Annotated in this window: 13 protein-coding genes and 1 pseudogene; 8 read left to right on the top strand and 6 right to left on the bottom strand. The window is 42.4% G+C overall.

Annotated elements, in window-relative coordinates:
• The first annotated feature begins 26 nt into the window (after positions 1-26).
• Genes U5J89_RS10660 through U5J89_RS10650 form a run of 3 tightly spaced genes read left to right on the top strand, consistent with a single transcriptional unit; the run spans position 27 to position 2542 of the window.
• Entirely contained in the window at positions 27-614 is a 588-nt protein-coding gene (locus tag U5J89_RS10660) for an LptF/LptG family permease (RefSeq protein WP_322575613.1), read from the top strand.
• A complete protein-coding gene (locus U5J89_RS10655; protein ID WP_322575612.1) occupies positions 583-1467 on the top strand; it encodes an LptF/LptG family permease in 885 nt (294 codons plus the stop codon). Before U5J89_RS10660 ends, U5J89_RS10655 begins: the two co-directional genes overlap by 32 nt.
• Entirely contained in the window at positions 1460-2542 is a 1083-nt protein-coding gene (locus U5J89_RS10650; protein ID WP_322575611.1) for an LptF/LptG family permease, read from the top strand. The genes U5J89_RS10655 and U5J89_RS10650 overlap by 8 nt, the downstream gene beginning before the upstream one ends.
• Positions 2543-2558: 16 nt before the next feature.
• Here the strand turns inward: U5J89_RS10650 and guaB are convergent, their stop codons facing one another.
• Together guaB and U5J89_RS10640 are read right to left on the bottom strand one after the other, a co-directional pair.
• Positions 2559-4037 carry an IMP dehydrogenase gene (gene guaB, locus U5J89_RS10645; protein WP_322575610.1) on the bottom strand — a complete coding sequence of 493 codons (1479 nt, stop codon included), beginning with the start codon at positions 4035-4037 and terminating at the stop codon, positions 2559-2561.
• 143 nt (positions 4038-4180) lie between these two features.
• Positions 4181-4510 (bottom strand): hypothetical protein, encoded by a 330-nt coding sequence (locus U5J89_RS10640; protein ID WP_322575609.1) that lies wholly within the window; start codon positions 4508-4510, stop codon positions 4181-4183.
• A gap of 264 nt (positions 4511-4774) precedes the next feature.
• Here U5J89_RS10640 and U5J89_RS10635 point away from each other — a divergent pair, with 264 nt between their 5' ends.
• Together U5J89_RS10635 and U5J89_RS10630 are read left to right on the top strand one after the other, a co-directional pair.
• A complete protein-coding gene (locus tag U5J89_RS10635; RefSeq protein WP_322575608.1) occupies positions 4775-6823 on the top strand; it encodes a glycoside hydrolase family 97 protein in 2049 nt (682 codons plus the stop codon).
• 27 nt (positions 6824-6850) lie between these two features.
• Entirely contained in the window at positions 6851-7147 is a 297-nt protein-coding gene (locus tag U5J89_RS10630) for a hypothetical protein (RefSeq protein WP_322575607.1), read from the top strand.
• 63 nt (positions 7148-7210) lie between these two features.
• On the opposite strand, the pseudogene folD reads toward U5J89_RS10630, so the two are convergent.
• The 4 genes and pseudogenes from folD to U5J89_RS10605 form a co-directional block, all read right to left on the bottom strand.
• Positions 7211-8105: pseudogene (gene folD, locus U5J89_RS16000) on the bottom strand (bifunctional methylenetetrahydrofolate dehydrogenase/methenyltetrahydrofolate cyclohydrolase FolD).
• Positions 8106-8198: 93 nt separating this feature from the next.
• The gene (locus tag U5J89_RS10615; RefSeq protein ID WP_322575604.1) at positions 8199-9572 is read right to left on the bottom strand and encodes a sigma-54 dependent transcriptional regulator; all 1374 of its coding nucleotides are present in this window, start codon (positions 9570-9572) and stop codon (positions 8199-8201) included.
• Positions 9573-9579: 7 nt separating this feature from the next.
• The gene (gene dacB, locus U5J89_RS10610) at positions 9580-11049 is read right to left on the bottom strand and encodes a D-alanyl-D-alanine carboxypeptidase/D-alanyl-D-alanine-endopeptidase (RefSeq protein ID WP_322575603.1); all 1470 of its coding nucleotides are present in this window, start codon (positions 11047-11049) and stop codon (positions 9580-9582) included.
• Between the two features lie 30 nt (positions 11050-11079).
• Positions 11080-11550, bottom strand: a complete 471-nt coding sequence (locus tag U5J89_RS10605; RefSeq protein WP_322575602.1) for a PTS sugar transporter subunit IIA — start codon at positions 11548-11550, stop codon at positions 11080-11082.
• 148 nt (positions 11551-11698) lie between these two features.
• Here U5J89_RS10605 and U5J89_RS10600 point away from each other — a divergent pair, with 148 nt between their 5' ends.
• From U5J89_RS10600 to dapF, 3 genes are read left to right on the top strand one after another with little or no spacing between them, the layout of a single operon-like run.
• Entirely contained in the window at positions 11699-12367 is a 669-nt protein-coding gene (locus U5J89_RS10600; RefSeq protein ID WP_322575601.1) for a heme exporter protein CcmB, read from the top strand.
• A 5-nt stretch (positions 12368-12372) separates the two neighbouring features.
• The gene (locus U5J89_RS10595) at positions 12373-13575 is read left to right on the top strand and encodes an ATP-binding protein (protein ID WP_322575600.1); all 1203 of its coding nucleotides are present in this window, start codon (positions 12373-12375) and stop codon (positions 13573-13575) included.
• Positions 13575-14411: a diaminopimelate epimerase gene (dapF, locus tag U5J89_RS10590; protein WP_322575599.1), complete on the top strand. Its 837-nt coding sequence runs from the start codon at positions 13575-13577 to the stop codon at positions 14409-14411. Before U5J89_RS10595 ends, dapF begins: the two co-directional genes overlap by 1 nt.
• Positions 14412-14432: the final 21 nt, after the last annotated feature.

Here is a 14432-nt window from a genome sequence, read left to right as displayed (position 1 = left end):
TTTAGGCTCCCTAATTAATCAACAATATGCGATTACTACCCAATAAACTACAATTAGATATTCTTAAGCGGCATATAGGCCCCTTCATCTTCTGTTTCTGTACGCTGATGTTCCTGCTGCTTATGCAATTTCTGATTCTTTATATTGATCTACTTATCGGCAAGGGATTGCCGTTAGAGGTTATTTTGGAGCTTATTATTACGAATCTGGCTTCGATGGTAGTGCTTGCCGTGCCAATGGCCGTGTTAGTGGCTTCATTAATGGCTTATGGAAAAATTACCGAATTGAATGAACTGACGGCTATCCGTGCCGCTGGTATCAATCCCATCCATGTTATAAATCCCGTTCTGGTTGCATCCATACTTCTTTCCATTTTTCTGATATGGTTTTCCAATGATATTCTTCCCGATGCTAATCAGCGGGCCCGGTCGCTATTTATTGATATCCGTCTTAAAAAACCTGGCTTTGATCTAAAAGAAAACGAGTTTTACGAAGGGATCGACAATTACACCTTCCTTGTCAAGGAGATCACCAACGAATCCGATTCACTTCGCGATGTTACCATATACCAGCATCCCACCCGTGATCGTAAAGAAGCCTACATCAAAGGCTGAAAAAGGACGGCTCGCAAGTAAACAAAGTGGACAAACACTTACCCTTTTTCTTCATGACGGATCGGTGCTTCGAAAACTTGATCGCAGACAGAAAGGACAACTGGTTGACGTTTTTGAAGAGACTCATTTTGATCGGTATCGCATCAGCTTTGACCTTTCAGACTTAGCCTTTTCGCGTTCCAATCCCGCTGATCGTTCCCGCAACGACCGTACTATGAACATCCAAGCGATGAGTAGCGTTGTTGACTCCTTGAATAATCAGATCGACGAACAAAAAAAACATATCATAAAAAACAAAAATTACATCTATCCTACCCTTACTAAACTCAATACGGGTAAAAACAAAGAGTCCGAATTAACACAATCAGATTCTGACACTACCGATATTCCTTATGAAAGTAAGTATTTGGCATTGCAACAATTACACTCAAAATCCGCCCAATTAAGACTGCACGATATTGGTCTGATGAAACTGCGCAACTATAAATCGTTTATTGAAGACGTTGTTTCGGATACCGAGTGGCGACACGAAAAAATCGCACAATATCTCGTCGAAATCCATAAAAAGTTTTCCATCCCCATCGCCTGTATTGTATTTGTTCTGCTTGGTGCTCCCATTGGTATGTACACCAAGAAAGGCAACCTGGGATACGCAGCTCTTATTGGTACGGTATTTTTAACCTTTTACTGGATTTCCATTATTCAGGGCGAAAAGATGGCTGACCGCCTGTTTATTTCACCGTTCACCGGCATGTGGCTGTCAGATATTGTGCTTGGTGCCATCGGACTAATGATGGTAATAAGCATTAGCACTCCTTTTAAACTTTCAAAACCGTGGAGTCAACGTGACTAAAAAAATTGATCGTTATATCTTTTTTAGAATGTTGACCATCACATTATTTGTGATGATGGTGCTGATATTCATTTTTATCGTTATCGATTTCTCAGAAAACAGTGAGGATTTTACCGATAAAGGAGCCACTTTTGCCCAAATATTCGGGGTATATTATCTCAATTACATCCCTGAAATAATTCGCTTAATTATACCTGTTGCCGTATTTATTGCGTGCCTGTACTTGACCGGCCAAATGGCTGAACGACTCGAAATTACCGCCCTAAAAGCAGCCGGCGTTAGTCTGTACCGACTCATTTTACCCTATCTGGCTTTCGCCTTTTTAATGACAGCCACCATGAGTTATCTGGATGCGTATGTAATTCCCAATGCCAATGAAACACGCCTTGCATTTGAATCGGAATATCTGTCCGGAAAGTCCGATAAAGTAGATACAAACCGCATTTTTCGGCAGGAATCCGAAAACTCTATCTTTAAAATAAATTATTTCAATCCTGATAAAGGAACCGGATATCGGGTAGATGTAGTAAACTTTGAGGGCGACAGTATCAGCGAAAAGCTGTTCATTCAACGCATGATATGGCAAGAAGAAAAACAGCACTGGAAGCTTGAAAATGTACGAAAACAAATCTTTACCCAAATGGGGTATACCGAAGTCCATATCGATTCAATGGATACAACACTGAATATCTATCCGCGCGATTTAACACGCAAAACATCGGATATCTATCAGCTTACCTATCCAGAAGCTCAAAATTATATTCAATCCATCGAGCGCAGCGGCGCCGGTGGTGTTGAGTTACCCAAAGTACAGCTCTACGGGCGATATGCTTATCCCTTTTCAATCATTGTTGTAACCATCGTGGGATTTTCCCTGGCTTCGGTTCGACGGGCCGGCGGTAAAGGATTCTATATCGCGGCCGGGCTGGCCGTAAGCTTTCTATACCTGGTGATGATGAAAGTGATTGAACCATTCGGTGGTCAGGGAGAAATTGATCCCATGTTGGCAGCAACGCTCCCTCACCTTATCTTTCTGGTAATTGGGGTAAGTATCCTCATTAACGCCCGTAAATAATCATCAGTTTACTGTATTAGCTTACTGAATAGTTCGGGGCTTCCTTGGTAATTTCTACCGTATGAGGATGACTTTCTTTATAAGCCGCTGCAGAAATCTGAACAAATTCAGCCTGCTGCAGACTGGCAATATCAGGCGCTCCGCAGTAACCCATGGCAGCACGTAATCCGCCAGTCATTTGATGAACCACTTCGCTTAAATGTCCTTTATATGGAACTCGTCCTTCAATGCCTTCGGGTACAAGCTTATTGATGTTATCCTCAACATCCTGGAAATAACGATCTTTTGATCCTTGTTCCATTGCTCCCAGGCTTCCCATTCCTCGGTACGACTTGTACTTGCGCGATTCATAAATAACGGTCTCACCTGGTGCCTCATCAACTCCCGCAAACATCGACCCCATCATTACTGCGTGTGCTCCCCCGGCCAGTGCTTTTGGGATATCACCCGTTTGCTTAATTCCACCATCGGCAATCACGCTAACACCAGCATCGTGAGCATACTCGGCAACTTCCATCACCGCACTTAATTGCGGTACGCCCACGCCTGTGACAACGCGAGTTGTACAAATAGATCCCGGTCCAACACCCACTTTAAGTATATCTGCCCCCGCATCAACAAGAGCTTTTGCAGCTTCTTTGGTAGCAATATTTCCAGCGATTAGATTCAGGTCGGGATATTGATTTTTAACGTCTTTCACCATGTTCAGCACGCCCTGCGAATGGCCGTGCGCGGTATCAATAGTGATGACATCCACACCGGAATTAACCAATGCTTCAACGCGATCCAGAGTATCTTCTGTAACACCAACGGCTGCTCCCACGCGCAGGCGACCCATATCATCCTTACATGCGTTAGGGAAATTCATTTTCTTCTCAATATCCTTAAACGTAATGAGCCCCACCAGCTTCATATTCTCATCCACAATAGGCAGCTTCTCAACTTTGTGCTCCTGCAGTAATTTTTCCGCCTCTTCTAATGTGGTACCTTCACGCGCCGTGATAAGATTCTCGGTCGTCATAATGGTGCTCAATTTCTTATCCACATAGTGCTCAAAACGCAAATCCCTATTCGTCACAATACCAATAAGCGTATTATCATCTTCCACAATTGGGATTCCGCCAATCTTGTGCTTCTTCATAAGTCCGCGCGCTTTTCGTACGGTTTCGTCCTTACCCAATGTAATCGGATCAACAATCATCCCGCTTTCACTACGCTTTACCATGCGTACCTGGTCGGCCTGATCCGCAATCGACATGTTTTTGTGCAGTATGGCAATTCCTCCTTCGCGCGCCAGTGCAATAGCCAGCCTGTACTCCGATACGGTATCCATAGCCGCACTAATCACGGGAATATTGAGTGTAAGTTCAGAAGTTAAATCCACGCTTGTATCCACATCCCGAGGTACAACTTCGGAGTGAGCGGGTACTAAGAGTAAATCATCATAGGTTAAGCCCTGGCGTGAAATTCGGTCAAAAGGAGAGGAATTTTTCATGGTAGAAACGGTCTGCAAGTATTGTGATTCCGGTTTGGGCAAAGATAAAAAAAATGTGGGCGACCTGCTTAACAGAATTTCCTAAAAAAATGCTAAGCAAGGTCGCTCACATACGCTTGCAGCCAAGCGCCTCTCCTATAATATCACAACGATTTTATATGCAAGGCCTCAATAGCAGTATCCAGTGAGCAGATACCATCACGATAACTTTCTACCCAGTGAACAACGCGTTGGCGCCGACGTTCTACATAGGGATCGCAGCTCGAATACTGGCCTTTCAATTCATTAACCATAGCTGATACATCATCCTTGATTTCCATTTTAAGCGCATCGGGAATATCGCCCCATCCCATTAGTTTAAACATATCCTGGAGCTCACGGTGCTCTTTTTCTGCCTCTTTTAAAACTTTGCGAAGAACCGGCTCTAAATTAGTATCAAGACGTATTTGACTAGTTTTAATCGCGGTATTCATAATGGGTTTCCTTTGTTTAATTGATGTTCATCTCTAACTTAATAACCATAAGTGACAGCAGTATGTCACCCCTCTTTAAATAACTTATTGGTTACATATTCATCCCCTGTTTTCTTTTTTCGAATAGTTGTTTTTTATACCAAAACCATGAATTTTAAGACCTGTCAATAATTACTTTATACCAACAGTTTACTTATGATGCATTATTTGAAAGCGCTTTCGTTCGCAATTGTTAGTTCTCTTTTAATTTTTAGTTGCGATATAATGAATAAATTATCGACTGTTTCTTCTCCGGATGGAAACCTATCAGTCACATTCTCTCTTTCTGATTCTGGAAATCCTCAATACACGGTGCAGTATGGTGAAGAACAGATTATTGACACTTCGGGCTTGGGATTTGAATTCAAAAACCTTCCTCCTTTAAAAGACGATTTACAAATCACAAGTGTTGAAAGGCGATCTTTTGACGAAACCTGGCAACCGGTTTGGGGAGAACAAAAAGAAATTCGGAATCACTATAATGAACTGTTGGTATCTCTAAAAGAGACAGCTGATCCCCAAAGGGTTGTACATCTTCGCTTCAGAGTTTTTGATGATGGGCTTGGATTCCGTTTTGAATTTCCCGCTCAAGAATCGATGGCTGACAGCTTGTTTATTATGGATGAACAAACCGAATTTGCTCTTACCGGCGATCATACCAGCTGGTGGATTCCTGCCGATTACGACAGCTACGAGTATAATTACAAACAAACAAAAGTCAGCGAAATTGACGCATCTGAATACGCCGGCGAAAACGAACGCGTTGATCGTCAGATCGAAAACTTTAATGCAGCAAATACTCCGATCACAATGAAGACAGAAGATGGAGTATTTTTAAGTTTTCACGAAGCAAACTTAACCGATTATGCCGGAATGACGCTGGGTGTAAGGGAGGATTTAACATTAGTTAGTGAACTCGTCCCCTGGGCTGATGGCACCAAAGTAAAAACCAAAGCTCCATTTTCTACTCCATGGCGCACCATTCAAGTTGGAGAAAACGCCGGTGATCTGGCCGAATCCTTTATCCTTCAAAACCTTAATGATCCAAATAAATTAGAAGACACCTCATGGATAGAACCGATGAAATACACCGGTATTTGGTGGGAGATGCAACTCGGAAAATCGACTTGGGGTATAGAAGAAACGGCAGAAGGTTCTTTTGGTGATAAAGGAGGATCAACCCACGGGGCTACTACTGAAAATGCAAAACAGTATATTGATTTTAACAGTAAAGCAGATATTAAAGGGCTGCTAATCGAAGGCTGGAATACCGGCTGGGAGTACTGGGGCACCGATTCGCTGGGATTTTTCGACTTTACCACGCCCTACCCCGATTTTAATCTGCAAGAGGTAGTTGATTACGCGAAGGCTAATAATGTGGCACTCGTTGGTCATCACGAAACATCAGGACAAGCTGCCCATTACGAAACCAGGCTCGATACTGCATTCCAGCTCTATCATGATCTGGGTATTCATCATGTAAAAACGGGATATGCCGGCGGTATTATCCCCAATGGCGAATATCATCACGGGCAATGGATGGTTCGCCACTACCGTAAAGTATTGGAAAAAGCAGCTGAATATCAGATTGGAATTAATGCTCATGAACCTATTAAAGGAACTGGTTTGCGCCGCACCTATCCCAATATGATGACCCGCGAAGGAGTGCGCGGAATGGAATACAACGCCTGGAGCGAAGGCATGCCACCCAAACATACGACTATTCTGCCTTTTACACGCGTATTAAGTGGGCCCATCGATTATACTCCCGGTATCTTTGATATTACCTTTGATAAGTATAGCGATGACGAACAAGTTGGTTCTACATTGGCTAATCAGTTGGCACTTTATGTGGTGCTTTACAGCCCTATGCAGATGGCCGCTGACTTACCGGAAAATTACTTGACGGATAGCGGAGATTTTCATCCCATGTTCCAATTCATTCGTGATGTTGCTGTGGATTGGGATGCCTCACATGTTCTGGATGCCAACATTGGTGATTATGTAGTGACTGCCCGAAAAGAAAAAGGCAGCAATAACTGGTTTCTTGGTGCTGTAACAGATGAAAATGAGCGTACCGTAGAAGTATCACTCGACTTTTTAGATGCTGATAAAACCTACGAAGCTAGAATATACAAAGACGGGCAAAATGCGCATTGGGAAGAAAATCCCACTGCTTATGAAATTGATACCAAGGAAGTTGACCGTAATACGGTACTTGAGCTTTGGATGGCTCCGGGTGGTGGAACCGCTATCAGTTTTGAAATGTTGTAAAGAGTACCAAGTTTAAAACAGAATATTATGTTCAGATTTTACTATCAAAATTCAGATTCCTTTACGCGCTGGGTTCAAGATAAATTAGAAGATATGGTCGTGGCTCACGAGATTATTGATGTCGGAAAGCAAAGTTCTTATTCCCTCCCCAATGGTATATCTCATGATAATCTACCACTACTAAGTGATAATCATGAACGCTGGACTTCAAAAGAGAAGATTCACACATTTCTCGAGAAACTCGACCAAGATCTACAATTCAGCAGAAGCCTGACGTCCGATTCCTGCTATACAGATCCCGAAAATCCCAGCGAGTGTTTGTAAGGAGAGCTACAGCTTTAACAGACTTACTAAACTTTAGAAGTTTAGTAAGTCCTATTTTTTTCTCTATTCTGGATAAATCGACTTCTTGGCAGCAAGCAACGTGTTTTTCATCAGCATAGCTACGGTCATGGGCCCTACGCCCCCGGGCACAGGCGTAATCCAGCTGGCCTTTTCTTTAACGCTTTCAAAATCACAGTCGCCAACAAGCGTGTATCCTTTTTCTTTGGTTTCATCCGCTACACGATTGATCCCCACATCAATAACGACCACCCCTTCTTTTACCATCTCTGCTTTTATGAGCTCCGGTTGTCCCGCTGCAACGACCAAAATATCAGCTCCTATGGTATGTTGGGTAAGATCTTTAGTATATTTGTGACAGACAGTCGTTGTAGCTTTACCTTGTTCTCCGCTTTCTTTATTCAACAGTATTGATATCGGCCGTCCTACAATATTACTGGCGCCAACAACTACGGCATGCTTTCCTTTTGTGGGAATACTATAGTGTTTGAAAAGTTCAATAATTCCGGCGGGCGTACATGATCTAAAGCTTGGTTGGCCCAACAGTTAACCGACCTACATTCATGGGATGAAAGCCGTCCACATCTTTTCGGTAGTCTATAGATTCAATAACATCATGTGCTGAAAGATGGTTAGGTAGCGGCAGCTGAACCAGAATACCATCTACCGAATCATCATTATTTAATTTATGAATGGTAGCTTTTAACTCTTTAGCCGAAACGGTATCCGGCAAACGCATAGTGTCGGTTTCAATTCCAACTTCTTTGCATGCTCTTGTTTTGGCACCCACATATACATCCGATGCGGGATTGTTTCCAACAAGCACTACTTGTAAAAAGGGTGGACGATTGCCCGTTTCCATCCAATCATCAACATCTTTTCGAACTTCGTCTCGTGTTAATTGTGCAACTTTTTTGCCGTCTATTATATTCGCTGACATTAGTAGTCGGTATTAGATAATAAATTATGATTTGTTCAAAATCCGCTAAAAGGTGAACTTATTAACAGGTCTTCATACTCTTATTGCGTATGATCAACGCTCAATATCGTATTTTTTCATTTTGTTATACATATGACTGCGCTGGATATCAATCGCTTCAGCCGTTTGAGAAATATTCCAGTCGTTTTCCTCCAGTTTACGAATCAGAAATAACCGTTCGGCCGATTCCTTAAACTTTTGGAAGCTCTCAACATTATCCGCTAAATCAGTAAACGTGTCACTTTTTTTGCCTCCTGAAAGCGTTAGTGCCTGTACATCTTCTTTGTTTATCTCCGAATCATCAGCCAGCAATCCCAACCGCTCGATGCCGTTCTGGAGCTCACGGACATTACCAGACCAATTCTGTTTTTTAAGTTCCTCAAGTGCCTCATCTGTGAAGCTAACCCCAGAAAACATGATATCCTTTTCAGCCAATTTCTGAAGGCAGTCTTTAGCTAACAACGGGATATCTTCACTTCGTTTTCGCAACGGCGGCACATGGATAGGAATCACATTTAATCGATGATACAAATCCTCACGGAACCCACCGGTTTCTATTTCATCCAAAAGATTCTTATTAGTCGCCGAAATCACCCGAACATCAACTGATATTTTTTTGGAGCCCCCCACCCGAACAATAGCATTTTCCTGCAATGCCCGCAGCACTTTCGCCTGGGCATCGGGACTCATGTCTCCGACTTCATCCAAAAAAAGCGTCCCACCATCAGCCTGCTCAAACTTACCAATACGCTGGCTGCTGGCTCCGGTAAAAGCTCCTTTTTCGTGTCCAAAAAGCTCACTCTCCAGCAAATCAGCGGGGATCGCTGCACAGTTAACATCCACAAAAGAACCATTACTGCGATCACTTTTCTCGTGAATCCAACGGGCCACAAGCTCTTTCCCCGTTCCATTTTCACCGGTAATCATCACCCGGGAATTCGTTTGCGCCACCTTGTCGATCGTCTGCTTGATCTTTTTAATCGCATCGCTTTCGCCAATAATTTCGGGTACATCTGGGAGGCGCGATTTTATTGACCTGTTTTCTTCGGACAGGCGATGCTGATCAAGTGCGTTACGCACACTCACCAGCAATCGATTTAAATCCGGGGGTTTCTCAATAAAGTCAAAAGCACCTTTTTTCGTAGCCTCTACGGCAATTTCAATATTGCCGTGACCCGAAATCATAATAACCGGAAACTGATAATTCTCCTCCTTCAATTTGGAAAGAATCTCAATCCCGTCCATACCGTGCATTTTAATATCCAACAACATCAAATCTACTCGATTTTCATCCAGCAGATCAAAAACCTCCTCCCCATTTTCTGCTTCAAGCACAGCATAATCTTCAAATTCGAGGATATCTCGCAGTGAATTCCGGATGCTTTTTTCGTCATCCGTTATTAGAATAGTTGGTTTTTTGTCAGACATCGGATGCTTAATATTTTGCGTAAATATTTTCTAAAATCTGTTCCTGAATGGTATCGACATAAGACGTCTTTTCGGTATAGTTATTTGTTACCACCGAGAATACTAACGGCCTGCCCGAAATACCTTTCATATAGCCACTTAAGCTGCGTACACCAGAAACATAACCTGTTTTCCCAAATACTTTTCCGTTGAGGGGAGAATTTACAAATCGATTTTTTAATGAGCCATCCTCTCCAGCGACAGGCAAACTGTTTTTATAAACATCAAAGTATGGATGGGTTCTCATCTCTACCAACAACTGATTTAAATCCTCCGTTTTTAACAAGGTAGCCGCTGCCATGCCCGAGGCATCCTGCATTTCAAGATGTGTAGTGTCCACTTTCATAGATTTGGCAAAATCTTTTACCAAACTTATGCCCAGCTCAGTACTACCCGCGGCATCAAAGTGCTCAGCAGCAGCCGTTTTAAGCAGCATTTCAGCATAAAAGTTATCACTCTCTTTATTCAATTGCGTAAACATAGAATCCAAAGGTACCGACACATGTTCCGCCAACTGTTGATATCTATTTCGGTTCCACTCTTGGGGTTTACTATCTACAATGATGCCACCGCTAAGTTCAATATTTCCATCCTCGAGATACTTTTTGAAAGTATCCAGAAAAAAGAGAGGTGCATCATCTATCGAAAGCGACTCCTTTTCAACATATCCCTTAGGCAATTTACTGCCCAATACAATGGTATTGGTACCGGGCTTTCGGCGATAAAACTCATCGTATTCCGTATCAGCAGGTGTAATCACCTGATTATTAATAAAATTCACATAATCCGTATCAAACGGGAACCATTCAATTTCCGGTTTTTCACCCACGTTTCCCCGGGCATATACAGTCAGATCTACGGCATTATTATTAAATGACAAAGCATTGATCTCCACCCCATAATAGAATGAAAGATCTTCCCAGCTCCATCCCTTGGGGTACGGCTGTTGATCAAAGAAGGAATCACTGCCAATCAAGTTGCCGTCAATTTTGCGAATGCCTCTGTCATAAAGCGCTGAAAAAAATTTATCAAACACATGAAAACGATCATCCCTATAAAACTCTCCGCTTATGGATGGATCCCCGACGCCACGAATTATGATATCACCCTGCCAGGTATCATCTACCTGTTTACCAATGCCGTACATTTTTGTTTGGAACTGATAATCGGGCCCCAATTCATCTAAAATTGCCGCAGATGTCAACAGTTTTAAATTGGATGCAGGACGTACCAGCTTTTCAAAATTATATCCTTCTAAAATCTTGCCCGTTGTATCACGAACAATAACCGACCAAAAAGCATCGTTGGCGCGGCTATTTTCGATGGTGTTAACAACATCAGGTGAGAAAATAATTTGCTGTGCCTGAACAGTACCGATTGTAAACAAAAGTGCGCAAAGCACCCCTGCACCCAAACAAATAGATTTTTTTTGAGACATAAATCTCAACTTTATTGCTTTGTACAAATTTTAACCATTCAGCGCAACGTGCTCTTCTTTTTTAAAAGCTTCAATAATTTCTTCCGCTGTAGAACAGCTACGCAGTCGTTCCCTAAATTCAGTATTATTCATCAGTCTTGAGATACGGCTCAGCATTTTTATATGCAAGTTATTGCTGGCTTGTGGACCAACCAACAGAAAAACCATATTTACCGGTTCACTGTCGATAGCTTCGTAATCAACCGGTTCTTTTAAAATGGCAAATGCTGCATAAGTCTGCGTAATTCCTGATGCTTTACCGTGCGGAATAGCCAAGCCTTTGCCAACCCCCGTAGACATAATGCGCTCGCGCTCAAATACAGCCTCTCTTATTTCCTCAATCTCCCCATCAGGTACCATATCTTCTAATGAGGATATCATTTTATCCAATATCTCAGCTTTGTCCTTGGCTTTCAGATTTGGTAATACAGTTTCTTCATTCAATAAGCTGAAAATATTCATGCGAAAAAATCTAAATTATGTATTTCATATGCAGTTCAAATATACTCATCGTTTTTCATCTGTTACAACTTAATTACCACACCAATTTATGATCCCGAAATTTACATTTCAGTTTAATTGTTGGGAACAAATTTTGTAAACTTTGCTGATGGATTTCTTACAAGGAATATCGGCAGTATTAGCCAAAGATTTACAAACGGAGCTTCGGTCAAGGTATGCCATTAATACCGTACTGGCGTTCGTTGGAGCATCCCTGTTGCTCATTCTTTTTGCTCTCAATGCTGAGCAACTAGCTCCTACTCCCAAAAGTGCCCTTGTTTGGATTGTCATTCTCTTCGCCGCACTATCGAGCCTCTCGCGTTCTTTTGTGATGGAAACCGACCGTAAAACCTTTGACCTGCTTCGTATCCACAGCAATGCCTCAGAAGTTTTTGTAGGCAAATTGTGCTATAATTTTCTGTTCACTCTAGCCGTAAATCTGGTTACCTTTTTACTTTACATATTTCTGCTGGGGATGCCCATCGCCGATATGCTCGCACTTATTTTGGTACTGCTTTTTGGCACCGCGGGATTATCCGGGGTGTCCACCATGCTGGGAGCCATTGTCTCGCAGGCCGATCGAAAAGGTGCTATCTTTTCAGTCCTCAGCATACCGCTGCTTTTTCCGTTAATTCTTATTCTCGTGCGAACGACCAAAGCGGCACTTATTGATGGATTTACCGATAATTACCTCAATGATTTTTGGGCTTTGTTGGGATATGCCGGCGTAACCATTACGGCAGGAATTTTACTTTTTGATTACATTTTTGAAGAATAAACATCATGATTGACTACAAAGATCTTACATTTAATTTCGGTGATCGCCGCCTGGTGGGTCAAAAATTTGCCCGCGAGCAAATCGACCGCATCATCCATTCGGGACGCATCAGTCACTCCTACCTCTTTTCTGGGCCTCCGGGTATCGGAAAAACTGCCTTTGCTCTTGCTTTTGCAGAAGTCCTTAATGGCGTTAATCATCTTACTGATTTGGGAGATCAAGCTTTTTCAAAGAAATCATCATGGTTTACACATCCCGATATCCACGTATTTTTGCCGGTTCCTACCGATGTATCGGTAGAAGAGTTGCGCGAACGTTTGGAGTTATTGCGCGAAGATCCCTATGAAATTGTAGATTTTAGTCTCCGTCCGTCACTCACTAACGAAGAAAGCACCAAAAACAAGCGTGCTTTTTATCCCATCGACTATTTCAGGGAAGAAATTCGTCCCGCCGCTTATTACAAACCCAACGAAGGGCAAAAAACGGTCATCATCATGACCGGTATAGAAAGCATGAAGAAAGAAGCTGCTAACTCATTTTTAAAACTACTTGAGGAACCGGCTGAAGATCTCATCTTTCTGCTTACGACTGATAATACCGAAGCCCTGCTACCCACAATCATCTCGCGCTGCCAACACATTCAGCTGTCACCATTAAAAACGAAAGAGATTGAGCGTGCACTTATTGAGCAAGATGGAGTAGATGAAAATGAAGCTGCATATCTGGCACGAGTTTCGGGTGGTAATTATGCAATGACCCGCTTTTTTGATGTTGATACCCTTAAAAGTACACGGGAGGCCATTATCGAATATTTGAGGTATTCTTATTCGCAGGATGCCGTTAATATTACGCAAACAGCACAAGACTGGCAGAGTCAGGAGAATCTTGAGGGGCAAATTGCTATCCTGAATGTCATGGAAGTTTTCCTGCGCGATTTACTCGTTTATCGATCAACGAAGAGTAAAAAACTAATTACTAATGCTGATCAACTCGATGTAATTCAAAAGTTCTGCGAGACAATGACCGATGCACGGCTTGAGGATATGATCGAACAGGTTAATGAATGCAAGCCGATGGTTTATCGTAACGTACAGCCAAAACTCATTTTCACGTCCTTGGCCTTTCGATTTTCCAGTCTGATGCGAGGCAATGATCCCACCATCAACAAACAAGAATCCTGGAAACATTTACCCGCTTTTTCTGAATAATGGATACAACGGATCGCGACATATCATTTACAAAAATGCAGGCGGCTGGCAATGATTTTGTCGTAATTGATAATCGCTCAAAATCATTTTCCAAAGATGAGCTGATTTCGCTTGCACCCAATATTTGTGACCGTAAATTTGGCGTCGGTTCTGACGGTATTTTGGCGTTATTTCCACCTGAACACGAAAATATCGATTATACAATGTTTTATCGCAATCCTGATGGTAGCGACGCCGGCATGTGCGGCAACGGTGCCCGATGTATGGCACTGTTTGCTTACTCCCTGGGATTTGATAAAAAACACCAATTCAATGTGCACGATAATATCTACAAAGCTAATGTTCAGGATCCCGGTTCGGTCATTATTTCCTTTCCGATGGAAGCATCAGTTAATGAAAAAACCATTAGCGGAGAAACCCTGTATGCTATCCATACCGGTACCGAACATCTGGTAAAAAAGACTACCAAAGCTAAACTGGAACAAGAGGAACAACTTGTTGCCGAAGGGAAACAATTTCGTTACCACAAAAAATTTGAGCCGAAAGGTACAAACGTTAATTTTATCTATGGTAATGATTCAACAACCCTCGAACTCCAAACCTACGAACGAGGTGTGGAAGATTTAACGCTGGCATGCGGAACCGGGGCTATCGCCTCTGCCCTCGTCTGGCATCATCTGCAAGATAGCAGCACATCGGGCCAGAAATATTCAGTAAAAACAAAAGGGGGCGTATTATCAGTGCACTTTTCATTTGATTCCGAATCAAACACCTATAACAATATTAAACTCGAAGGTCCCGCCCATTTTGTATTTAAAGGCATATATTTACAGTAAACTGTTTCCCATACTACTTAC

It is taken from the genome of Fodinibius sp. (assembly GCF_034521915.1).
Taxonomy (GTDB): Bacteria; Bacteroidota; Rhodothermia; order Balneolales; family Balneolaceae; genus Fodinibius.
The sequence above is the reverse complement of the archived record's forward strand: the minus strand, read 5'-3'. Positions and strand labels throughout refer to the sequence as shown.

Bases quoted from the DNA above. Each gene is read 5' to 3' on its own strand.
- U5J89_RS10660 (WP_322575613.1), top strand. From the start codon at position 27: ATGCGATTACTACCCAATAAACTACAATTAGATATTCTTAAGCGGCAT.
- guaB (WP_322575610.1), bottom strand. From the start codon at position 4,037: ATGAAAAATTCCTCTCCTTTTGACCGAATTTCACGCCAGGGCTTAACC.
- U5J89_RS10640 (WP_322575609.1), bottom strand. From the start codon at position 4,510: ATGAATACCGCGATTAAAACTAGTCAAATACGTCTTGATACTAATTTA.
- U5J89_RS10635 (WP_322575608.1), top strand. From the start codon at position 4,775: ATGAATAAATTATCGACTGTTTCTTCTCCGGATGGAAACCTATCAGTC.
- U5J89_RS10630 (WP_322575607.1), top strand. From the start codon at position 6,851: ATGTTCAGATTTTACTATCAAAATTCAGATTCCTTTACGCGCTGGGTT.
- U5J89_RS10615 (WP_322575604.1), bottom strand. From the start codon at position 9,572: ATGTCTGACAAAAAACCAACTATTCTAATAACGGATGACGAAAAAAGC.
- dacB (WP_322575603.1), bottom strand. From the start codon at position 11,049: ATGTCTCAAAAAAAATCTATTTGTTTGGGTGCAGGGGTGCTTTGCGCA.
- U5J89_RS10605 (WP_322575602.1), bottom strand. From the start codon at position 11,550: ATGAATATTTTCAGCTTATTGAATGAAGAAACTGTATTACCAAATCTG.
- U5J89_RS10600 (WP_322575601.1), top strand. From the start codon at position 11,699: ATGGATTTCTTACAAGGAATATCGGCAGTATTAGCCAAAGATTTACAA.
- U5J89_RS10595 (WP_322575600.1), top strand. From the start codon at position 12,373: ATGATTGACTACAAAGATCTTACATTTAATTTCGGTGATCGCCGCCTG.
- dapF (WP_322575599.1), top strand. From the start codon at position 13,575: ATGGATACAACGGATCGCGACATATCATTTACAAAAATGCAGGCGGCT.